The organism is Bacillus sp. ms-22 (assembly GCF_009759805.1).
Taxonomy (GTDB): Bacteria; Bacillota; Bacilli; order Bacillales; family Bacillaceae; genus Bacillus; species Bacillus xiamenensis.
This window is the reverse complement of the sequence record NZ_CP046653.1, coordinates 1,605,912-1,627,897: the sequence shown is the minus strand read 5'-3', so window position 1 is coordinate 1,627,897 and position 21,986 is coordinate 1,605,912. Positions and strand designations below refer to the sequence as shown.

General features: G+C 40.1%; 29 protein-coding genes and 1 tRNA gene. 5 read left to right on the top strand and 25 right to left on the bottom strand.

The genetic code is table 11. From position 1 onward, the window contains the following. Positions 1-21: 21 nt before the first annotated feature. The 8 genes from GPA07_RS08500 to GPA07_RS08465 form a co-directional block, all read right to left on the bottom strand. Positions 22-405 carry a competence type IV pilus minor pilin ComGG gene (locus tag GPA07_RS08500; RefSeq protein WP_008360235.1) on the bottom strand — a complete coding sequence of 128 codons (384 nt, stop codon included), beginning with the start codon at positions 403-405 and terminating at the stop codon, positions 22-24. Then, positions 402-932 carry a competence type IV pilus minor pilin ComGF gene (comGF, locus tag GPA07_RS08495; RefSeq protein WP_232532127.1) on the bottom strand — a complete coding sequence of 177 codons (531 nt, stop codon included), beginning with the start codon at positions 930-932 and terminating at the stop codon, positions 402-404. Before comGF ends, GPA07_RS08500 begins: the two co-directional genes overlap by 4 nt. After that, the gene (gene comGE, locus GPA07_RS08490) at positions 841-1,158 is read right to left on the bottom strand and encodes a competence type IV pilus minor pilin ComGE (RefSeq protein ID WP_008360231.1); all 318 of its coding nucleotides are present in this window, start codon (positions 1,156-1,158) and stop codon (positions 841-843) included. Before comGE ends, comGF begins: the two co-directional genes overlap by 92 nt. Beyond that, positions 1,142-1,588 carry a competence type IV pilus minor pilin ComGD gene (gene comGD, locus GPA07_RS08485; protein WP_008360229.1) on the bottom strand — a complete coding sequence of 149 codons (447 nt, stop codon included), beginning with the start codon at positions 1,586-1,588 and terminating at the stop codon, positions 1,142-1,144. The genes comGE and comGD overlap by 17 nt, the downstream gene beginning before the upstream one ends. Then, complete coding sequence (comGC, locus tag GPA07_RS08480) at positions 1,581-1,874, bottom strand: competence type IV pilus major pilin ComGC (protein ID WP_008360227.1); 294 nt, start codon at positions 1,872-1,874, stop codon at positions 1,581-1,583. Before comGC ends, comGD begins: the two co-directional genes overlap by 8 nt. Positions 1,875-1,890: 16 nt before the next feature. Continuing rightward, complete coding sequence (comGB, locus tag GPA07_RS08475; RefSeq protein ID WP_157292348.1) at positions 1,891-2,931, bottom strand: competence type IV pilus assembly protein ComGB; 1,041 nt, start codon at positions 2,929-2,931, stop codon at positions 1,891-1,893. Next, the gene (gene comGA, locus GPA07_RS08470; RefSeq protein WP_157292347.1) at positions 2,912-3,982 is read right to left on the bottom strand and encodes a competence type IV pilus ATPase ComGA; all 1,071 of its coding nucleotides are present in this window, start codon (positions 3,980-3,982) and stop codon (positions 2,912-2,914) included. The genes comGB and comGA overlap by 20 nt, the downstream gene beginning before the upstream one ends. A gap of 177 nt (positions 3,983-4,159) precedes the next feature. Continuing rightward, complete coding sequence (locus tag GPA07_RS08465; protein WP_008360222.1) at positions 4,160-5,032, bottom strand: STAS domain-containing protein; 873 nt, start codon at positions 5,030-5,032, stop codon at positions 4,160-4,162. A 99-nt stretch (positions 5,033-5,131) separates the two neighbouring features. On the opposite strand from GPA07_RS08465, the gene GPA07_RS08460 reads away from it, so the two are divergent. Next, positions 5,132-5,202, top strand: a tRNA-Gln gene (locus tag GPA07_RS08460). A gap of 55 nt (positions 5,203-5,257) precedes the next feature. Here GPA07_RS08460 and GPA07_RS08455 read toward each other — a convergent pair. After that, positions 5,258-5,638, bottom strand: coding sequence for a Spx/MgsR family RNA polymerase-binding regulatory protein (locus tag GPA07_RS08455; RefSeq protein ID WP_071168934.1), 381 nt, complete (start codon positions 5,636-5,638; stop codon positions 5,258-5,260). Positions 5,639-5,849: 211 nt separating this feature from the next. Between GPA07_RS08455 and GPA07_RS08450 the strand changes: the two genes are divergently transcribed. Next, positions 5,850-6,092, top strand: a complete 243-nt coding sequence (locus GPA07_RS08450; protein WP_003217440.1) for a DUF2626 domain-containing protein — start codon at positions 5,850-5,852, stop codon at positions 6,090-6,092. A 248-nt stretch (positions 6,093-6,340) separates the two neighbouring features. Here the strand turns inward: GPA07_RS08450 and GPA07_RS08445 are convergent, their stop codons facing one another. Then, complete coding sequence (locus tag GPA07_RS08445) at positions 6,341-6,979, bottom strand: MBL fold metallo-hydrolase (protein ID WP_008360086.1); 639 nt, start codon at positions 6,977-6,979, stop codon at positions 6,341-6,343. A gap of 157 nt (positions 6,980-7,136) precedes the next feature. Between GPA07_RS08445 and GPA07_RS08440 the strand changes: the two genes are divergently transcribed. Further along, entirely contained in the window at positions 7,137-7,310 is a 174-nt protein-coding gene (locus GPA07_RS08440; protein WP_008360083.1) for a DUF2759 domain-containing protein, read from the top strand. 24 nt (positions 7,311-7,334) lie between these two features. On the opposite strand, the gene GPA07_RS08435 is transcribed toward GPA07_RS08440, so the two are convergent. The 11 genes from GPA07_RS08435 to rpmG form a co-directional block, all read right to left on the bottom strand. Continuing rightward, positions 7,335-7,649: an MTH1187 family thiamine-binding protein gene (locus GPA07_RS08435; protein ID WP_008360081.1), complete on the bottom strand. Its 315-nt coding sequence runs from the start codon at positions 7,647-7,649 to the stop codon at positions 7,335-7,337. A 77-nt stretch (positions 7,650-7,726) separates the two neighbouring features. Continuing rightward, entirely contained in the window at positions 7,727-8,980 is a 1,254-nt protein-coding gene (locus GPA07_RS08430; RefSeq protein WP_008360078.1) for an MFS transporter, read from the bottom strand. 260 nt (positions 8,981-9,240) lie between these two features. Next, a complete protein-coding gene (locus GPA07_RS08425) occupies positions 9,241-10,365 on the bottom strand; it encodes a M14 family metallopeptidase (protein ID WP_071168931.1) in 1,125 nt (374 codons plus the stop codon). 84 nt (positions 10,366-10,449) lie between these two features. Continuing rightward, positions 10,450-12,369, bottom strand: a complete 1,920-nt coding sequence (locus GPA07_RS08420) for an LTA synthase family protein (protein ID WP_157292345.1) — start codon at positions 12,367-12,369, stop codon at positions 10,450-10,452. 212 nt (positions 12,370-12,581) lie between these two features. Further along, positions 12,582-13,535, bottom strand: coding sequence for an ROK family glucokinase (locus GPA07_RS08415; RefSeq protein WP_157292344.1), 954 nt, complete (start codon positions 13,533-13,535; stop codon positions 12,582-12,584). Between the two features lie 13 nt (positions 13,536-13,548). Then, positions 13,549-13,752 (bottom strand): YqgQ family protein, encoded by a 204-nt coding sequence (locus GPA07_RS08410; RefSeq protein WP_157292342.1) that lies wholly within the window; start codon positions 13,750-13,752, stop codon positions 13,549-13,551. A 70-nt stretch (positions 13,753-13,822) separates the two neighbouring features. Next, positions 13,823-15,361, bottom strand: a complete 1,539-nt coding sequence (locus GPA07_RS08405) for a rhomboid family protein (RefSeq protein ID WP_157292340.1) — start codon at positions 15,359-15,361, stop codon at positions 13,823-13,825. Between the two features lie 86 nt (positions 15,362-15,447). After that, positions 15,448-15,621 carry a hypothetical protein gene (locus GPA07_RS18625; protein ID WP_008360066.1) on the bottom strand — a complete coding sequence of 58 codons (174 nt, stop codon included), beginning with the start codon at positions 15,619-15,621 and terminating at the stop codon, positions 15,448-15,450. 79 nt (positions 15,622-15,700) lie between these two features. After that, entirely contained in the window at positions 15,701-16,180 is a 480-nt protein-coding gene (locus GPA07_RS08400) for a hypothetical protein (RefSeq protein ID WP_008360064.1), read from the bottom strand. Positions 16,181-16,366: 186 nt separating this feature from the next. Then, complete coding sequence (locus GPA07_RS08395) at positions 16,367-16,927, bottom strand: 5-formyltetrahydrofolate cyclo-ligase (protein ID WP_157292338.1); 561 nt, start codon at positions 16,925-16,927, stop codon at positions 16,367-16,369. A 48-nt stretch (positions 16,928-16,975) separates the two neighbouring features. Then, positions 16,976-17,125: a 50S ribosomal protein L33 gene (rpmG, locus tag GPA07_RS08390; RefSeq protein WP_008360061.1), complete on the bottom strand. Its 150-nt coding sequence runs from the start codon at positions 17,123-17,125 to the stop codon at positions 16,976-16,978. Between the two features lie 452 nt (positions 17,126-17,577). Here rpmG and GPA07_RS08385 point away from each other — a divergent pair, with 452 nt between their 5' ends. Together GPA07_RS08385 and GPA07_RS08380 are read left to right on the top strand one after the other, a co-directional pair. Further along, positions 17,578-17,925 (top strand): hypothetical protein, encoded by a 348-nt coding sequence (locus GPA07_RS08385; protein WP_008360059.1) that lies wholly within the window; start codon positions 17,578-17,580, stop codon positions 17,923-17,925. Further along, a complete protein-coding gene (locus GPA07_RS08380; RefSeq protein ID WP_071168927.1) occupies positions 17,922-18,422 on the top strand; it encodes an endolytic transglycosylase MltG in 501 nt (166 codons plus the stop codon). The genes GPA07_RS08385 and GPA07_RS08380 overlap by 4 nt, the downstream gene beginning before the upstream one ends. Positions 18,423-18,466: 44 nt before the next feature. On the opposite strand, the gene pstB (GPA07_RS08375) is transcribed toward GPA07_RS08380, so the two are convergent. From pstB (GPA07_RS08375) to pstC, 4 genes are read right to left on the bottom strand one after another with little or no spacing between them, the layout of a single operon-like run. Continuing rightward, on the bottom strand, positions 18,467-19,246 hold the full coding sequence (gene pstB / locus GPA07_RS08375; RefSeq protein WP_008360054.1) for a phosphate ABC transporter ATP-binding protein PstB: 780 nt from the start codon (positions 19,244-19,246) through the stop codon (positions 18,467-18,469). 15 nt (positions 19,247-19,261) lie between these two features. Next, positions 19,262-20,074, bottom strand: a complete 813-nt coding sequence (pstB, locus tag GPA07_RS08370) for a phosphate ABC transporter ATP-binding protein PstB (RefSeq protein ID WP_008360052.1) — start codon at positions 20,072-20,074, stop codon at positions 19,262-19,264. Positions 20,075-20,097: 23 nt separating this feature from the next. Then, positions 20,098-20,982 carry a phosphate ABC transporter permease PstA gene (gene pstA / locus GPA07_RS08365; RefSeq protein WP_071168925.1) on the bottom strand — a complete coding sequence of 295 codons (885 nt, stop codon included), beginning with the start codon at positions 20,980-20,982 and terminating at the stop codon, positions 20,098-20,100. Continuing rightward, positions 20,982-21,908 carry a phosphate ABC transporter permease subunit PstC gene (gene pstC, locus GPA07_RS08360; RefSeq protein WP_157292337.1) on the bottom strand — a complete coding sequence of 309 codons (927 nt, stop codon included), beginning with the start codon at positions 21,906-21,908 and terminating at the stop codon, positions 20,982-20,984. The genes pstA and pstC overlap by 1 nt, the downstream gene beginning before the upstream one ends. Between the last annotated feature and the right edge of the window lie 78 nt (positions 21,909-21,986).

Genomic DNA, 21,986 nt, shown 5'->3' with positions numbered 1-21,986 from the left:
GAGTGTGATTTTATACACTGGCTAATCGGAGATTGTCCATTTCATGATTTCACCGGTCTCCCAATCCATCATCAGTTCTCGCTCTTCTGCTAAACCATCCTTTGTTTGAACACCGACCAGCATATGCATGATTTTTTTCTTTTGATCGCAACCGGCCCGTTTCAGTGTTACAAGGCCTTCTTCAGTGTTCAAATGGGTAAGCTGCTGATCACAACTACGATTTAATTTACTTGCAGCCTCACTTAATCCCATTCTAAATAGCTGCTGCTTTTTATAAAAAGAAATCGTCATCTCTGCACTTTTCAGCTCTTTTTGAAACCCAATCGTCATCGATCCGAGGATCAAAAGAAAAAAAAGAATCGCCGCAAGTACGTGCAGATAGATAAATCCTTCTTCACTTTTCACGTTTGAGGAACCACTCCTTTATATGTGAAAAAAATGGCTTCATACACCTTATCCGATACATCTGTGACCTCAAGAATTGCTCTATGTTGATTCGTTCTGACGCGAAATTGCTTCACCTTTTGCAATAAAGGAAGATGCCCAGCCTCATCCATTCGTTCCCGCAGCATCTCTTGGTATGGCTCAACCCTTACCACTCGCCCTTGATCGGAAATATACTCTAACGCTTTTCCTTCTTTTACCGACCTAACAGCAGTTGCTCGGCTTAATTCCTCATCTAATTGCAGCACAGTTTGCTTCCACTCCATTTGTGAAAATTTGTTGATTTCTTCAAATGGGCGGGCTTTCTCTACAACAGAAAAGATGAGCACACAACCAAAAGAAAGGAACAGAAATAACTGCAATTGACACAAAGCTTGTACAAGTGTAAATCCCTGTTCATCGTTCGACATGCCGCCGAAAGCATATCGTCTTCTTTTTTTGTACTTTGTATGATACACATCCCTTTTGTTTACTCCAATCGAGTTCATATGTGATCTCGCCTCTCTTCTTTTTGACAGCTGGCTTTGTCCCTTCTATGAACGCTTCGTTCATTTGTTCATGTAACACTTGGTAGGCTTCTAGTTTTGCTCTTAATTCCTTTTTCCCCATCATGATTTGTTCATAGGCTGGCATGAGCACAAGAGCTGAAAATAGAAAGATATGACAAGCAAACAACATCTCAAACGTACTAAATCCTCTACTGTTTTTGTACATGGATCCGCCCACTCCCTAAATAAATCGTGAGTTTATAGGTTTGACTGCCAAATTGAACAATGAGAGATCCGCCGCTTTTCGGATGTCCATTTACATTAAAATGAATCCCTTGCGGAAATGTAGAATGCTTGATGATGCCCTTTTTATGCTGATAAGAAGCAATCACCTCATCGCGATTTTGATCTATTATTTGATAAGATACATGCGGCGGATGAATCTCAACATTCACACGGGTTTTTTTGATAAATGCCGTGTAGGCAGCCAACTGGAGGTCTTGTTTCATGATATTCACTTGTTTTTTGGCTTCAGCACTTTCTAATATAGTTGGAACTTTTCCTCCTAAGATCGACAATAGAATAGATAAAATAAGTAAGATCATGAGCTGTTCAATGAGCGTAAAACCCTTCTCATGCAAAAGCCATTTACTCATGCTTCACGTCGCCGTTTTGAATGACAATAGCCTTTCCATTTGGACAGGTTAATCCCTTTTTGACATAGCCTTCTTTTTCTAATTCAGCTAAAGATGGTGTCTTGCCGTCATGCTCTAATTCATATGCCATCACCTGTGTACTCACCATTGATTTGAGCCCTTCACACCCCTTCGCTTGAATGCTTTGATGGTGACGTGTGATATTCGGAATGGTAATGAGTAAAAGAATGGAAATCACGAGCATGACAATTAACATTTCCAATAGGGTAAATCCTTTATCATTCATGCCTTTGTCCTCCTTCTCACACTTGTTCCATTAGTTGATACATCGGTAAAAGAATAGATAAATATACAATGAGTATCAGGAGGGCTGTCAAACCATATATGATCGGTTGTAGCCATGAAACCCATTTTTCAATTTTCAGCTCTGCACTCTCTAATAGAAAGTGACTATACGTGTACAACTCTCTTGCAAGCATCCCGCTAGCTTCACCATGCTTGATAACAGCTGCAAAGTGTTTTTCGAAAAAAGGAGACCTGCTTATTTGGTGTTCCATGCTTTCTCCTTTTCTTAACTCTCCAATCATCTGTTCAGATATTTCTTGAAGAAAGGGTAAATAGCTTTGCTGTTTGAAAGCTTGCAAGCTTTGAAACATCGATAATCCAGCTTGAAGAAGACCGCTTAGCTGAAGGGAAAAAAGATACGTATGCATCAGCTGCATCCCTTTATATAAAACAGGCAGCCTGCTCATCACTCTCAGCTTTTCAAGGGTCGACTTCTTCCTAAAAAAGACATAGTAATATCCAGCTAGACAGATACACATACAGCCTATAATCATGAGGAAAGCATGAAGAATTTGAAAGAGTCCAAACATCCCTTGGATCAGCCATGACATGCGGGTATCCATGGATGAATACAATAAGGAAAATTGAGGAATGATCATCTGCTGTACAAGTAACAGCACAACCAAAACCATAAAGATGAGGAAGACCGGGTACCGTAACATACGTTTGAACGTGTCTAACTGCTTGATTTTTTTCTCTAAAAAACGAGAGCTTTGTTCAAGAGCACGTGCCAGGCTGCCATGCTTCTCTGAAAAACAGAGAATGGCAATGACTTCCCGCTGAAAATGGAGTCTTTCCAGCACCACATAAAAAGGCTCCCCTTCAAGCAACCACTGAATACCTCTTGTTAATAGCAGCTGTTGTTTCTTTGATAACTGGATATTCACCATCGTTAATGCCTCAATCAATGTATATCCAGCTTGAATCAATTGAGCAAGTTTTGATAGAAATTCAGCTTGTTCTCTTCTAGACCAAGATTTAAATGCCTGCTTCTTCATATACCCAGCGATGATATGTGTTTTTCGATAGATAGCCCAGTGCCACTCCTTTACGAATTAATTTTTGCAATGTTTCATATGACGAGTGAGCATATTCTCCTTTGGCCTCTTTGACACACTCACCAAGCTTCTTTCCGTATAGCAATTCAAACACATTCGTTCGCCTGACCGGGCGATTTAATTTGCAATAAAGCTCACACGTTTCCCCGCAAAAAGGACATGTGAGCTCGATTAAACGCTGCGCAGTAATCGCAACCATGGTTTGTTCGAGTTCATTCATCGTGACACCAAATTCAAGCATTCGGTAAAGGGCACCTTTTGCATTTTTCGCATGCAGCGTACTCATCACTAAATGACCTGTCAGTGCTGCTCTTATTGCTGTTCTTGCTGTTTCAGCATCTCTTATTTCTCCTAGCACAATCATATCTGGGTCGTGTCTTAAAATAGCACGTAATCCTGTCGCATACGTAATACCTGCTTTTTCATTCACTTGTACCTGTAGCACTTCTTCATTTCTTGTTTCCACAGGGTCCTCAAGTGTAATAATATTTCGATTGAAATGCTTTTTTGCAAACTGTATCAATGAATAAAGTGTTGTTGTTTTCCCTGAATTTGTTGGCCCAGTAAATAAAATGAGTCCATGCGAATGATTTAAAAATGATAATAATCTGGCTGAAGCTTTAGGATATAGCGACAGATATTTTGTTTTTGGGACATGATCCTGCGGTAAAATTCTAATCACTAAACTTTCATCATTCACAGTCGGTAATGTAGACATCCGTACAAACACTTGTCCAGTTCTTAGCATCACAGCCAATGACCCATTTTGCGGTCTCCTTTTTTCACCGATATCCATGGAGGATAAAAATTTAAAATGAGCAATTAACCGCTCCCCGCTTTTTTTATCGATGGTTCGCTGCTGGATTAAATCTGAGTCTACACGGAAAGATACCGAAGCTTCCTTTTCTTTTGGTACAATATGCACATCAGATGCTCTCATGCGGCAAGCTTCTTCTAGCAGCTCTTGTCCCACATATTCAATACCATACAAGTGGTTCACTCCTTTCTCTGACCCTATTGTAAGGTGGAGGAGCCTGTCTGACAAAAGAGGATTTGATGGTTTTAACGACTAAACAGGCGAAAAAACCATCAACTTACAATGTGAAACGTGGATTTTTAAAAAAGAGCATATAAAAAAACCTGACTTTTACAAGTTCAGGTTTTTTCGTCATGTGGCTTCTTGCTGCTGCTCTTCAAAGATACGGAATCCTCTCTTTTCTAACGCTTTTGCAAGGCTATGTTCTGTATTTACTTTTGAAAAATCTATGCCAAGTTTGACAACTGTCTGCGCAATCTCTGGACGAATACCGGAAATAATCGTCTCAATTCCTAGAAGCTTCGTACTATCAACCACTTTAAACAGCTGATAAGCAACCATCGTATCAACAATCGGAACACCAGATATATCAATAAATAAATGCGTTAGACGTAGTCTGGATGCCTGTTCTAATACGGATTCCAAAATAATTTTTGCTCTGTACGTATCAATTTCCCCGATTAGCGGCAAAATTCCAATCTCTTTAGACACTGGAATAACAGGAGCACTCAGCTCTTGAATCATCTCTCTTTGTGCATTTAGCTGATTTAGTGTCACACGGTCATATTCTTCCGACAAACGCTCAATCATATCATCAAATGTAGCGTGAAAATGCTGATTCCACCCGCAAACATCTTGCAGCGTCACTTCAAGATTTGTTTCTTGTGTGAATTTCTCAATTCTTGAACAAAAAATATGGCGGAACACCTTAAATTGTCCGATGATCTCATATAAAGGCACTTCATGAACAGCTCGATCACGTGCAATATCAACTGACCACTTTTTCAGGTGATTCTCTACTTTGTCTGATACCGTTACTAGCGTCGCTGCAATGGTTTGGATGAACGTAGTATTTTGCTCTTTTAGCTTCTTTTCTGTCTCCAATGAGGCATGTTTGGAATATAATGAGCCTTCTTCTGTTCTTGTTTTCAGCCACTCTTCGGTCATGACAGGGGCTTCTTTTAGGATAAATTCATATAATTGCTCAGATTTTTCATTTTTCATTTATGTCGTTCGCTCCTTTTTCACTTACAACTAGTGACAACCAACTTTTTATGTATAAATGACCGTAGATGGTGAACAATATCATTACACATTTGATATTGGGCTATAGCCAAGTGGTAAGGCAATGGACTTTGACTCCGTGATCGTTGGTTCGAACCCAGCTAGCCCAGTTCAGCACAAAAACGAAGACGGCTGAAGCATCATTCAGCTAATCTTCGTTTTTAATTAGGAAACCGATTGATGAATCGCTTTCTTTTTTGAAATTTTTATGAGTTCGCCTGGATTATAGCCAACTACTAATTTATTTCCATCAATAATGATTGGTCTCCGGAGCAGTTTTGGTTTTTCAATGAGAAGCTGAAGTACCTCATTTACTTTTAAATCATTAATATTTAAATTTAAGCTTTTAAAAGCTTGGCTTCGTGTCGCTAGAATTTCATCCATTCCTTCTGTTGTTAAGGAAAGAATCTTTTTTAATTCATCTAGAGTTGGCGTTTCTCTGAAAAGGTGACGCTCTTTAAAATCAATTTGATTCGCCTTTAGCCAATGTTTTGTTTTGCGGCAAGACGTGCAGCTCGGGTATGAATAAAAAGTAATGTCACTCATTAGTCTTCCTCCTTAGGTCGTTAACCTTTTCTCTTATGGACTAAGTACCCTCATGCATTTAGGCATAAACACTTTTTCATCACTTTTTCAAAAAAACTTTTTCTACTCTAAATAAATGTTCACACGTTGTCAAAAATGTAAATGTTTACATGACAACTGTTGATCAGCTATAATATGAATCAAAGGGGTTTTTTGAAGGGGAGGGAAAGAAATGAATCGCATGTTCCGTGTGCTTGGCTTTTGGACGGGTATTTTTGCTGTCATGTTTTATTTAGGACATATGAAAGATGCATCCTTGCTGTTCTTTGGTCAAACCGTTCTTTTTGTATTTTTATCCTACTTGAATTTATCCGAAAGAATGTATATTTACATTTTCGGAGCGTACTTGACGATTTTCTTTGCCGGATTTACATATTATTCGATTTTCATCATGGTTCCCGGTACCGGACATTAATAGAAAAAAGCATCTCTACTGAAAGAGATGCCCAGATTGTTGACAAAGGGCTAAAATGATCTTTATTTTAGCCCTTTGTCTTCTTTTCAGCGTGAACTGAAAACCTTTGCAGTCTAGGAAGGACGAGTACCGGCGCGGAGCGAATTTAAGATTCGTGAGCACCGGCACGCAGGACTGACAAAGAATGCGAGGGTTTGTCTACACGCTGAGCATCTCTAATGAAAGAGATGCTTTTTTCATGCAAACATTTATAGGGAAAATCCATTGATAAACGGATTTTGCTCTTGTTCTGTGAGCACAGTTGTCTCCTCGCCATGTCCACTTAAAACAAGCGTTGATTCTGGCAATGATAATAATTTGTCATGTATCGATTGAAGCAGCACTTTCTGACTGCCGCCTGTTAAATCGGTTCTTCCGATGCCGCCTTGGAATAATGTGTCACCAGAAATAACAAATCCTTCTTTTGCCGAATAGTAAGATACACTTCCTGGTGAATGACCAGGTGTATGTAATAAGTCTAGTGTAAACGATCCAATTTGAAGCGTTCCTTCTGATGTAATCAATTGTTCAGCCTCTTTGACCGTAATTCCATTTCCAATCAATCGAGCTGAACCGTTTAACTCACCATTTGTAAGCCATTCTTTTTCCTTTTCATGTACATAAAGCGGGATTCCCCATTCTTGACGCACCTCATCTGCTGCACCAATATGATCAAAATGGGCATGTGTCAGTAAGACAGCAAGTGGTTTAAGCTGCTTTTCTTTCACATAAGAAATCAGCTTTTGCGCTTCACCGCCTGGATCAAAAATTAAGCATTCTCCCTGCTCATTTTTCCAAATATATGCGTTCGCTTGTACATAGCCTAGTGGCATTCGTCTCCAATTCATTTTCATCACCTACTTTTTTCATTCTTTTTTATTATGAAGGCTATTCAATAAAAATTCAAACAATCGTCAACTTGAATCTACTCGACAAGCATTATGAAAACGGTTAAAATGAAAAGAAAGGAAATCAAGGGGATTGATGACAAAGGGGGATTTTCAAATGATGCTCGTCATTATTTTTGGTCTAGTCACGATTTTAGCTGCTCTCGGCATCTATCGCTCACTCAAAAAAGTGAACTTACTGGCTATTGCTTTCGCTGGCGCTACATTTTTGGTTTTTGGATGGTTTACTGTCATGACCATCATCTATAGCGGTTATCCAACTGCACATTAAAAGCCTGCTATCAGCAGGCTTTTTCTATTGATTCAAATGTTTATTCACGCTTTCTAATTTGCTTGTAAGGGTTGTGGTTTGATCCCGTCTGTCATCTATGCGAATATTAGTTGCTACTCGGTGTAAACCTTTTTCAAAAGGTGCCTCATGTATACGCTGAATGACCTCAAATAAAACGGATAGCTCACCTTCAATTAACGTACTCATTGGTGTAAGCTGATATTTGATTTTCCCTTCTTGTTGAAAGCCTTCTAGAATTCGTTGTACATCTGCTACGTATGCACTCACGCTTGGTGTATCAGTGCCTATTGGAATGATGGTGACGTCTGCGATAGCCATGTTTCTTGCTCCTTTCAATTGAATCCTTATTCTTTCTCGTCTTCATTGTAACCCATCACGATTCTAAAATGCCATGATCACGTGGCGTTTAAGCTGGGTTTGTCTCGTTCTATCGTCAAATCCGCCCTCTCTACCTTCCCAATCTTCGTGAACAAAAGCAGGCATATACCTGAAGCGGCTTCAACGATCCCGCCTGCTGCAATGACATAGCCCGAACCGAATAACGTCGCCATATAGCCGCCAATGAGGGCGCCTATCGGAATCATTAAATAGGAGATCATATTGATGATTGCATACACTTGCGGCTGATCCTCCGCTTTTACTGACAATTGAATCATCGTATGTTCAGGTACATTGACTGCACTAATGGCTGCACCTAAAGCAAAAGCAGATATAAACACAAGGGGTAATAATGCGTTCATTCCTGTTATGAAAAATGCAATTCCATCAACAATCCCTGCGCCTATAAATAGTAAACCATATCGATTCACTTTCACCTTTGTCAAAACAAACCCCATCAAAAATGCACCTAGTGCCGTTGTTACTTTGATGAATGAATACACGACTGGTCCACTATGTAAATCCTCTGTTAAATAAATAACAGACAATGCTTCCCATGGGGCCGCAGCAAAGTTTGAGCAGACACAAAAAATGGCTAATGGAAACAAAATATGATGACTTTTAACAAGCGAAAATCCCCTGATCAATCTTTTTCCGTATGATAATCCTTTTTTTCCTTTTTCAATTATCCATTCTGTTTGATATGTAATCATTAAAACCAATAAAGCTGACATGAGGTAAAGAGGAATAATCACAAGCATTGTATACCCTACTCCTACAAACGCGATCATAACACCACAAATCGTCACCGTCACAAGTCTGACCACATGACTTGCTGATTGAATCGTTGCATTCGCTTTTTGTATCACATCCTCATGCACAAGCTTTGGAATAATGGACACCGAAGCCGGTTCATAGGAGCCCCCAGTCGCCGAATGCAGCAGCATGCAGCCAATGATGAGTGCTAATGGTGTGAAACCATAAAAATAACTGATCACAATTACAAGGATAATCGCTCCTCGTGTTAAATCAGCAAAACACATCCAAAATTTTAATTGATGGGGCTTCATCATTGGGGTAATAAACGGTCCAACGATTGCTTGAGGCACAAAACTAACAGCAATAAAAAACGCCGTCCCTATTGCGCCTTTCCCTTCTAGCACTAAAAGCCACAAGATGGTGTTAAAAGATAAACTATCAGCTGTGATTTTACACATTTTAGAAACAAATAAGTAAGTAAAATTTCTTTTCCACAGGCTTTGAGCACTCAATGGTCGACATCTCCCTAAAACTTATCCTTTTTTTTACATCCTTTTCTTTCACAATAGCCTACAAGGAAGCCCTCGTCAATCACTTCAACGCTGTTTTTATTGACATAAAGAAATTGCTTTACCTGAAAATATGAAAAAGGGCTAAAATAAAGTTCATTTCAGCCCTTTGTCTTCCAGCTTGATAGAAAACCTGCGCAGTCTAGGAAGGTCGAGTGCGAGGGTTTGTCTACACGCTGAAAGCACCTACCAAACAGGTGCTTTTAACACTTACATGCTTCCCATAGTAACCGCTTTGTTTTATCATAGATCGAATCAAATTGATTCATAGAAAGAGGATTTTTCCCTAATCCAAGCTCCACTGTGTAGCCCTCACTTTTACATTGATAAATAAACCAATCTCGATAGCCTGCATAGCTATCAAGATATTGAATCGCTTTATACCCACTCACCCGTTCTAACCGTTCGACCGTTTCCTTGGAAATAGCCGGTTCGTGGCCGAGAAAGCCCCAGTATATCTCTTCTCCTTGTGTATGAAGGGCGATCAGCCGGTCAAATCGCTTACGTAATGCAAGGTTTGCCATGGCTTTCGCTTCTGGTTCTGTTAACGGCTGGTGCCCAGGAAAATCTCTATAAGACGGCGCCTTTGGCGCATTACGATAGTATTCAATTTCCCAATAGGCAGGAAATTGATTGTTTAAATCAATGCCTCGAATATTTGCCTTCCATTCCTGATAATCGGAAAACCCGCCATTTAGCGGTATGAATTCCTCACTGCGCAAACCTAATGATTCTGGACCATTGCGAACCAAGTCCACCCCGTCTGGATTGACGATTGGTACAATGGACAGGGCAGTCGTTTGCAAAATACGAACCGCTGCATCATGTCTTGCTTGCACTGGATCAGACGCTGCTAAACAAAGTGATTTGAGCCATTTTAATAAAACCGAGGTCGTCATCCATTCATTGGCATGAAAAGAGGCATTGAAATGAATTGAATGTAAATGCTGAACAGGCTCCGTATGAATTTCATAAATAGGTGTTCCGAGTACTGAATGTCCAATCACACTCATCTGTAGAAAAGGAAAGACAGCTTTCAAATGTTTTAATTCTTCTTTTAAGTGAGCACTATCATATTCAAATGTTCCGTTAATCCAATCATCTGATTGCTGAAGCCGGTAAGGCGCAATAAATCCCTGCACATCACCTATCGAATGAAAGGAATGGGTGCCTTCTGGAAGTCTATAACCCGGTAAAAGAAAATGATCAGTCCTTGTTTGATTGGATAATTGGAAAGCCTCTTTCCCTATACCAAGCTGCTTTGCCACACCTTCCTTCCCCGTTTCATTCAGCTGCCATTCAATGGTTCCAAACGACGTTGTTTTCATTTTCATCCCTCCTCTCACACTATATGAGCCATCATATAAAAAAAGAAAACCTCCGCTTCTAAATAGCAGAGGTTTTCTCATAAGTTAAGACGCCTTTTTCAGCTTGCTGTCATCTTCTTTTTTGGATGGTGCATGGTCCGAGCTGTTTCGGTCATAAAATCTAAGGAGATCTCCATAGATAATTTGATCAGAGAATTGAAGCTCTTGCTTTGCCTTTTCTTCATAGGACTGACAAACGGACTCATCTTCTCTCGGCTCACCCGTTTCTTTGTTGTAACAAACACCGTCTGTGAAAACACTATCCTTCGTAATAAAACTTCCATCTCGAAGCACTGTGAAGTCATTTGTATCTTTTGATAATAGGTCATGACCAAATTGAATTTGCTTGCTTGTATCAATTCCTATAAGGTTCATGACTGTTGGGCGGATATCGACCTGGCCGCCAACCGTATCAATCTCTTTTGGATGTTTATCCGTGATACCAGGTATGTGTACAACAAAAGGTACTTTTTGAAGCTGAACTTCTTCAAAAGGTGTAATGTCTTTGTTTAAAAATTGCCCCATTGCTTCGTTATGGTTTTCAGAAATTCCGTAATGATCCCCATATAAAACAAAAATGGAGTTATCATATAGCCCTGCTTCCTTCATCTTTTTAAAGAAAAGCTTCAATGCCTCATCTTGATAACGCACTGTAGGGAAGTATTTATTCAACGTTTTGCTCTTTGAATCATACTCATCAATCAGCTTATCTTCTTCATCTAGATCAAATGGAAAATGGTTCGTTAATGTAATCAATCTCGTATAGAAAGGCTGCGGGATCGATTTCATTAGTTCCACTGACTGTTCAAAGAACGGACCATCTTTTAGTCCCCAGCCAACTGAATTTTCTTCATTTACGTTAAATGATTTAATATCAAAGAATTTGTCGTAGCCAAAGCTATCGTAGATCAAATCACGGTTCCAGAAGCTTTTGTTATTCGCATGAATGACAGAAGAATGGTAGCCCTCCTCTTTTAACAGCTCTGGTGCGGCTTTAAACTCATTGCTTGGATTAGTGAAAAATACAGCCCCTCTTCCAAGCGGATAGAGTGAATTATCTACAATAAACTCGGAGTCAGAGGTTTTTCCTTGACCCGTTTGATGATAGAAATTACTGAAGTTGTAGCTTTTCTTGATCAATTTGTTTAAGAACGGGGTGATTTCTTTCCCATTCAGTTTTTCATTGATCACAAAGCTTTGTGTAGACTCAAGTGATATAAGAATGACATTTCGCCCTTTTGCTTGACCGAACGTCTTTTCATTACGGTCTGTTTGATTGGCGCTTACATAGTTTTCAATTTCAGTTAAGCTATTGCTGTCAGCAAGTGCGCGTTGAGCAGACTGTTTCGATTGCAGAACCCCATCATAAATATGGAAATTATATAAGCTGATATTTTTCACTAGCATCTCACGATCAAATGAACGAGTTAACAGCTCTGGTCTTTCTGTTTCAGCCAAACCAAGATTAAAGAAGAAAGTGGCTGCCACAAATAAATAATAGGCTGCACGTTCCTTACGTGATATCATCACATCCGTTCTAAAAGAAGGCTGTTTTTTATAGAGCCAAATTAAAATGATGATATCAACGAACATGAGAAAATCAACTGGTTCAATTAAAGAGGTAATACTTGACCCAAGATCACCCATATTGTTTGTTTGAAATAGGACGGGGATGGTTAGAAAATCACTGTAGAATCGATAAAATACAATGTTGGCTAACAAAATAAATGTCAGAATAAAGCTCGTCACGATGATATATCGATTGCGATTTTTTTCTTTAAAGAATAAACCGATACCGAAGATAAACAAGAGAAAGCTAAGCGGATTAATAAACAGGATAAACTCCTGCATGAAATTTTCAATTTTAATATTGAAGCTAGATTTATAGATAACATAGGTTTTGACCCACATGAACAAAGTCGCAATCAGTAAAAATGAAATCGCCTTTAATCTTTTCTTTCGCATTGTAACCTCCTTATGCTAAAAACGCACTCAGGTTAGGGTCATACCCCAATTATTGGTGCTTCTTCAAAAATAACTAAAGTATATCTTATCCTGTCTATGCTGGAAAATCAATGTCTTTTCCCCATGACAAACTTATAAATATGCTAAACATTCAATTTCATGCCTAGATATCGCTTATTTTAATAAAAATGACATCATTATGACATTTTTGTTCAAGACAGCCACTTGTTTTTTGCCATCCACGCACCGCCGATAACACCTGCATCGTTTCCTAGTGAGGCAATGACCACTTCAACATCTTCAGCACAAGGAGGGAATGCGTGATGTTTGACGACCTGCTCTACTTTACTGCGAAGAAGCTCGCCTGCTTTAGATACACCGCCGCCAATGACGATTTTTGTTGGGTTTAAGGCACTGGCAAGATTCGCAAGGACAAGACCAAGGTGGGTTGTCACTTCATCTACGACACGCATCCCAAGTTCGTCTCCGTTTTCTGCTGCCTCAAATACATCCTTTGCAGTCAGCGAAGGGAGCGTACCAAGTGATGATGTATGGCGCTCTGTTTGTAATGTATCCTTTGCGATTCGAACGATGCCTGTGGCAGATGCAATCGTTTCAATACAGCCTGTTCTTCCGCAGTTACATGGTGCTCCCTGAAATGGAACGGCGCAAATATGGCCAATTTCTCCGCCAGCGCCTGTCTCCCCTTGAACAACTTCTCCATTGACGATAATACCGCCGCCAACACCCGTGCCAAGTGTGACCATCAGGATATTTTTAGCACCATCTCCTGCACCCTTCCACATTTCACCGAGTGCAGCAATGTTCGCATCATTTTCGATCACAGCTGGGAGTCCTGTCTCTGCCTCTAAATGATCTTTCAAAGGATAGTTTGTCCAGCCCAGATTCGTTGTTTTATAGACGATTCCGGAAACTTTATCTACTGGTCCAGGTGCCCCCATTCCAATACCAATGAGCGCTGATTTCGGCATACTGATCTCAACCAGTTTATGATCAATTGATTTGGCAATATCGACTGTAATCGTCTGCCCGGATATATCCGTAGGGATCTCCCACTTATGCTGAATTTCACCATATAAATTAATGAATGCAAGCTTAATTGTCGTACCGCCAAGATCAACACCTACAAACCAATCCCCTGTCATATGCCCTCCACCTTCACATTGTTTTTCGATTTAATTTGGCTAGCTCCATTTGAAGGATGGTCATTGCATTTGACCATTCAGTTCGGTCGATGATTCCCAATGTGTACATTTCCTTCAATTCATCTGCCATAAATTCTAATTCCACTTCACGATCTCCGAAATACACGTAATTACCAAATCTCATGAGCAGCTGCTGTACATCATATAACGTTTTCATTATTTTCACCATTTCTCTAAATCAACAGATAGGATAAGCGTATTCATAAATGCGCTTTCAGTCAAGTCATTCAACGTGTTTGAGTGTTTTCGATATATTCTTTCATTTTTAAGAATTGATCATTTTCCGGTTCTTGTTTTAACGCTTTGTCGATTAGGTCTTCTGCTTCCGCTGTCTCGCCCTTTTCTACGTACAGTAATGATAAATGATACAGTTTATTCGGTTCATTTGGATCTTTTTCAAGCGACTTTTGCAAAAACTCAATCGCCTTGTCCAGATGTCCAAGCTGCGCTTCAGATAGTGCGTATATATGAAGGGCTTCAGCTGACGCATCCTTTTGCTGTACATATTCCTCTAAACGCTGACTTGCTTCGCTATAGTTCTTTTCATCAAATAAACTCGCTGCCTCGCTAGTTGCCGCGGCTTCTTTTTGATCCTCTGAATGAAACCCTGTATACAATCCAAAACCGCCAATAAGAAGTAGCAGAAGACTAGCAAGAAGCATTTTGACAGGCTGAGACTGTTTTGGAAGACGAACAGCTAATGCGGCCAAAAATCCGCCAGTAAGTCCCCCAAGATGCCCTGCATTATCAATACCTGATACAGTGAAGCCTATCCCTAAGTTGATGAGGATAATCACGATAATATTTGTCCCCATCGTCCGAAAGAAAAGCTTCCGGTTAGAGATCGCTAAATATAACAGTGCGCCTAAACAGCCAAAGATCGCACCTGATGCTCCGGCTGCAATTGCCGTATTAAACACAAAGCTCGCAATCGAGCCAAATATGCCGGAAATCAAATAAATCAGCAAAAATCTTCCTGACCCATAAATTCTCTCAACCGCCGCTCCAACGGACCAAAGAGCAAATGTATTAAAGAGTAAATGCGTCAGGCCAATGTGTAAAAACATTGGTGTCACAAGGCGCCACCATTCACCCTCTAAAATGAGCACATTATTTTTAGCACCAAACGCTGTTAAAGTGGCTGTATTTGTGCTTCCGCCAGACAGCTCTAGCAAAAGAAACATCACCACTTGAACAGCAATCAGCAAATAAGTGAAAATCGGTCTTCCATTTTGAAAAACGGCCCGTTCTCGTTCACGCTGCTTTTCCTGATCGTTAAATGCCTGAAGCACGTTCATTTTAAGCTGCATGACATCTTCGGCTGTATCTGCCTTCGCCGCTTCTACATCAACCAAAAGTGATGTATTCAGCCATTTTTGCAGCTCGTGTACACCGTTTTGAAGGGTTTCTTCATTAAGTAAAACAGGTGTCACCGTCACCTTTTGCTGTTTTTGCGGCTGACCGTTTATGTCTTCCCAATCATCTACTGGATGATCAGCAGTAAATTGCAGCTGCAGAAGATGAAGAGAACGTTTACGCATGGCTTCTCTCAGTTGATTCATCCGAAAGGCCTGCTCTTCCATATCTCGAACGATCTCCTGTCTAAAATTCACATCTTTTCTATATAGACGGATAAGATCATACCCTGAGTTTCGTGGTGCTTCAAAGAATATTTCATCTTCTGGGTACGGACTCTGAATCATCTCATACCCTTTTTGCCTTAGTTCATCAACAACTCGCCAAAATAGACTATCTATGACATTCATTCATTCGCGCTCCATTTTTTACATTATTATAGCAAGAATCTGTCTTATACGCATTTCTGAACAAAAAAATCCCGGCTTTTGCGGGATTAGAATGCTTGACGAATAAATTTCGTCCGAAAATATGGGATTTTCATCAGCCATTTAATCAACAAGTGACGCACTTGATTTTGGCCTAAAATCAAATTCATGAGCCGATAACGATTTTGCACAAGAACGAATGCAAACAGTGTGAACACAATGCTCCAAATCATTTTATTCATCATATTCCCTCCTATGTTCGTATCGTGGCTTAAATAGGATTTGTTTATGCATGAACATTCTTTTTTTATCAGAGCTCGTTCATTGGTTCCTTGTTCCCAATTTAATCGGTTGTTCTTTTGATTGAATATAAAATTCTTCTCCATACTCTGTTTGAAGATAAGATACATCAAATTGTTGAAGGTCAATCAAATCCTTGAACGTATGAGGCAACTTACCATTCCACTCTAACGCTTCAATCTTATGCGGGAAGTTGTGATCGTTTGGATTTGGTGTATGGATATATACTGCGTCTAGTGCAGGATCTTGTTCGTAAATACAAATCCATGTTTGATATGGCTTTTCAAAGCCTTCAAGCAGCTTGAGTGTTCTATTGTACAAGGCGACATGAGCTTTTATATGCTCTCTTCTTATTTTTAAGTTATTTTTCCCAACACCCCAAAAATCAAGGTGGGTATGAAAAAAATCGAACCAATCATCAGGATCAAGTTGTAAGTCAAAAGTATTCACTTCCTCCCACAAATTACGGAAGTATCTTTTCTTTCCTCGAAATTTTTTCAACATATGCCTCCTAATAGCTAAAAAGTCAACGTAAACGATTATTAAAATCGGTTCACTTACAGAAAAGTGAAGCCACAACTTAAATTTAAGGAGGTATCAACTCAACATTCACTTCGACCAGCGCATCAATCAAACCAAACGGTCTCAACACAAAAAAGCCCGTTCTTACGCATAAGCAGCGGACGTTTACTGTTGATAAAACGCGCCTTTCTCACTGACCATGATAGATACTGGTATGTCGTGCGGTTCAGCTGGAAGATGGGCTACTTGCTGAACAGACAGGCAAAGAGCAAGCGTAACGCCATGATAATCAGCTAAATAACGGTCATAATAGCCGCCTCCGTATCCAATACGGTAGCCATGCTGATCGAAGCATACCCCAGGAACAATCATCAAATCAATCGCCTCTTTATGTACAGCTGCCGATGACGCAGGGTCTGGTTCAGATAGACCAAAGTAGCGGGATATCATCTTTGTTTTCGATGTATATTCATAAAACGTCATCTCTTTTGTCTTCGGGAAACAGGTGGGCACACATACTGTTTTCCCTTGCTGCCACGCCTTTTCAATCAGAGGCATGGTAGGTACCTCTTTTCCTCTAGACATGGTCAGAGCCACCGTATTTGCCTGTTTCCATTCTGGCAATTGAAACAAGTGATCGTGAAGTAAAGACGTGCTGCGCTTGAATTCCTCAGAGCTCATCTGATCAAGCTTATCTAGTGTTTGCAGCCGAAGCTCTTTTTTCACACGAATCATCTCCCATCATAAAAAAACAGCAGGAAAATTCCCTGCTGCTTACTTTGTTTCACGATGTAAAGTTTGTTTTTTATCACGTGAGCAATACTTTTTGAATTCAACGCGATCTGGATTGTTTCGCTTATTCTTTTTAGTAATATAGTTACGCTCACCGCATTCAGTGCAAGCTAGAGTAATATTTACGCGCATGTTTTTCCCTCCAAACTAAAATCAATTCACATTCAGACCTAACTATAATACCACTTCTAGCTTAGGAATGCTAGAATGTTTTTTCACCAATTTCATTTTTCAGTGCATTCCATCCGTATCCTTATCACAATGGCATATTGATGAAATGAAAAATTGCCTGCTCCCCTATAAAACCTCGTCCTTTGACGTACTGTTATAGATGAGAATCCCTCTTTCACCCGCAGCCTTTTTTGATTTTGTCTGCCTTCTTTTATTTTGACAGCGGGCCAGGTTTTCATACTCGTTTTACATATAAAAAGAAAAAAGATGAAAAAAAGGTGATTTTCTTCAGCAATTCCTTTTGAAACTAGCTTTTTTATGGTATAAAAAAGAAGGGTCGAAAACTGTCTGAAACAACCCTGAAAGCCTTTTTCGGCTTTCAGCATTAAAATATGAATAAAAGGTGATGAAACATGGAAATTGCAATTATCGGATTGCTTGTTGTCAGTATTGTACTGATCGCATTCTCATATTTTCAAAGAGAACCGATTAAGGAAGTAGAACAGGAACTTGAAACACTTCAACTATCTGCAATGCAAGAAATCTATAAACTGAAAAAGAAAATGAAGGTTCTTGAAGAAGAATTGCTTGAAACAAACATTGTGGTCCGCAAGCATTCAGAAATTGATCCATCTATCGCAAGACAAATCATTTCAAAGCATCAAAATGGCATGTCTCCAGAGGCGATTGCGCGTGCTGAACGTGTATCTGTAGAAGATGTCAATATGATCATTAAAGACAACGAGAGGGTGCTTGTATGACGAAAAAAAGCATCCAAACGTTCGCAGCAGGTATGATTCTTGCAACTGGTGTTCTGGCCATCGTATTTTTCCTCACTGGAAAAGATGAAGCAGCAGCTGATTCAACGACAAAAGAAACACTCGCAGCGAAAGTGACAGACACTGATGTGAAAAACTACTTAGATTCAAAAAAAGAAGTATCCGTCAGCCGCGAAACATATCAGCAGCTTCTTGATTATAAAGAAAAAGCGCTGAAAGCAAATGAAGACGGTGATTCTAATAGTGAGGAACAAACATCATCCAAGCAAAAAGGTAAAACGATCAAAGTCGTGATTAAAAATGGTATGAGCACAAGTGATGTTTCAGACATGCTAGAAAAAGACGGAATCATCAACTCGTCTAAAGATTTTAATGATTATGTGATTGACGCAGGCTACCATAAAGAAATTCGTGCCGGCAAATTCACTTTAAAAACAGGTATGACATTCAAACAAATCGTCAAAGCCTTAACAAAATAAGACAAAAAATCCCCTGACGGCTCTGACCTCCAGGGGATTTTTGATTATCCAAATCGTCCAGATATATAATCATTTGTTCTTTGATCGTTTGGCTCTGAGAACATCACATTCGTATCATTGACCTCAACAAGCTCGCCCATTAAGAAAAAGGCTGTTCGATCCGATACCCTTGCCGCTTGCTGCATATTGTGCGTCACTATGGCAATCGTATATTTCTCTTTCAGTTTCATAATTAATTCCTCGATCTTTAATGTAGAAACGGGATCAAGCGCAGATGTTGGTTCATCCATTAATAGAATATCTGGGCTTGTGGCAATTGCTCTTGCGATACAAAGCCGCTGCTGCTGACCGCCAGAAAGACCTAATGCAGGCGCACTTAAACGATCTTTCACTTCATCCCAAAGGGCGACATCACGAAGGGCTTTTTCTGCGATTTCTTTCAACTCCTGCTTGCTCTTCACTCCATGAATTCTTGGACCATAAACGACATTATCAAAAATAGATTGAGGAAACGGATTCCCTTTTTGAAACACCATTCCGACATTTTTACGAAGTTCAACTAAATCGACACGGCCTTTTAAGATGTTATCACCGTTATATATCATATCCCCTGTGATTTTCACACCTGGTACTGTTTTGACCATAAGGTTTAATGTTTTAATAAACGTTGACTTCCCGCAGCCTGATGGACCGATAATTGCTGTGACTTCATTCTCTCTAATGGCTAAATCAATATCTTTTAGTGCGTGATGCTGGCCATACCAAAGGTTCATATCGTTCACACGAAAGACTTCTTTTGCTGCTATTTCAGTTGCTGCTACCATTCAAATCCACCTGCCTTATCCAAATCGACCATTGATATAGTCTTCTGTTTTTTGCTGCGTTGGGCGTGTAAAGATACGTTCAGTGGCATCATATTCCACTAAATCACCGTTCAGGAAAAAGGCTGTACGATCAGATACACGTAATGCCTGCTGCATGTTGTGTGTCACTATGACAATTGAATAATCATGTTTTAATTCTGTTAACAGCTCTTCAATTTTTGCATTGGAGATCGGGTCTAGGGCAGATGCAGGTTCATCTAATAAAAGCACGCTAGGTTTCATCGCAAGGGTACGTGCAATACAGAGGCGCTGCTGCTGACCGCCTGATAATGACAAGGCAGATCGGTGCAAACGATCTTTGACCTCATCCCATAGCGCTGCCTTTGTTAAGCTTTCTTCTACCGCATCATCAAGCACTGATTTCCTTTTTTCACCCGCATATTTGAGTGCATGCGTAATATTGTTGTAGATGGATTTAGGAAATGGATTTGGCTTTTGGAAGACCATGCCGATTTCTCTTCTTAAATTCACCACATTAATGCGGTCATCCAAAATATTTAACCCTTCATACATGATCGCCCCTTCATTTCGTGCACCTGGAATCAGGTCGTTCATTCGGTTGATGCTGCGTAAAAAAGTCGATTTTCCGCAGCCTGATGGGCCGATTAATGCAGTGATCGCATTTTTTTCAATTTCAAATGAAATGTGATTGACCGCTCTTTTTTCCCCATAATAAATACTTAAATCCTGCACCTGTAAAATCTGTTCCGCTTGAAGTGGAGCCTTTTTTGCTGCAATCTCTTTTTTTTCTGCTAGCATTTGAACCATATCCCCTTCACACCTCTCTCATTTTATTTAGACGTAAGTTTCTTATGAATAAATGAACCAAGCCATCTAGCTGCTAAGTTGAACACTAGGACAGAGAGCACAAGTACGGCAGATGCACCATTTGCAATCGCCTCTGCATCTGGAATGATCCCTTGTGTATTCACATTCCATATATGAACGGCTAATGTTTCTGCCGGTCTAAAAATATTCAGTGGTGACGTATCGGAAAAAGGACTCCAATTCGTAAAATCAAGACGCGGTGTGGAGAGACCTGCTGTGAAAAGAAGTGCAGCCGCCTCACCAAAAACTCTTCCTGATGCTAAAATCGCTCCGGTAATAATGGATGGAAGCGCACCTGGAATCAGCACCGTCTTCACTGTATGCCACTTTGTCACACCGAGCGCAAGTGAAGCTTCCTTTTGATCCTTCGGTACAGATCGAAGCGCATCTTCTGTCACCCTGACCATCACTGGTAAGTTAAAGACAGTCAGCGCAAGGGCTCCTCCGATGATCGTATAACCCCATCCTGTTAAATTAACAAACATGAGTAAACCAAACATACCAATGACAATCGAAGGCAGTGATGATAACACTTCAATACATGTACGAATAAAATCTGTGATTTTGTTTTGAGACGCATATTCTGCCATGTACACTCCGCCGCCAACGCCAAGCGGGACTGTAATCAGCATTGTAATAAACAAAATGTAAAACGAGTTAAACAGCTGATCCCTAATACCGCCGCCAGAGCCAATCGCACTTGAGCGAGTTGTCAAAAAATCAAAGTTTAATTCTTTTGCACCGTTGAAAATGATATAAGAAAACAAACCAACTAGGATCGCCGTAATAATGGCGGCACATAATCCAAAAACAAATGTGGCAAAACGATCGGTCATTTTGCTATTCATTAAATCTTCCTCCTAGACGACAAGTATCTGATAATGAGTATGAACATAAAGGATACAACTAGAAGGACCAGTCCCATTGACCAAAGTGTATTGTTTTCAACACTTCCATACGTTGTGTGTCCCATGTTTAACGTAATAATGGTTGTTAATGTACCAGCTGTGTCCATAATACTCTCTGGTAGATTACGTGTGTTCCCAATGACCATCTGAACGGCAAGGGCTTCTCCAAATGCTCTTGCCATTCCAAGCACGACCGCTGTCATTAACGTCGGAAGTGCTGCCGGTACAAGAACTCGTCTGATCGTTTGCCATCTTGTTGCGCCTAATGCATACGATCCCTCACGTAAACTTTTTGGAAGTGAAGCCATTGCGTCAGTAGCAATGGATGTAACGGTTGGCAGAATCATAATAGACAGGACAATCGTTCCTGCTAATACACTGTGCCCTGAGCCGCTTGACTTGAAATGTCCAATAAACGGCACCAATACTGTAAGACCTATGAATCCGTAAACAACGGATGGAATCCCTACAAGCAATTCAATCACCGGCTGGAGAATTTTCCGGCCCCAGGCAGGTGCAATTTCTGTCATAAAGATCGCTCCTGCGATGCCTAGCGGCGCTGCAATGAGTGCCGATAGGAGCGTGACAGCAATGGACCCAAAGATAAATGGAAATGCACCGTACTCCGGGTTTTCTGCTGTTGGGTTCCAATTGATACTGGTTAAGAACTCAATTGGGCTTACACCATTAACGATGAAAGATTGTAAACCCTTAATGCCAAGGAAGATCGTAATGGCGATTGATACAGCAATCATAAAGAATGCACAAAATCTCACCAAAATACTTCCTCTTACTTCATCCATTTGCCTATTTTTTTTCGAGCTGATCAGTCGATCGCTCGCTTCTGTATGTTCTATTTGTTTCATCTTTTTCTACACTCCTATGAATGTCATAAAAGGAAAAGTGAAAAGCTCCACTTTTCCTTCATCAGCAATTCAAGACCT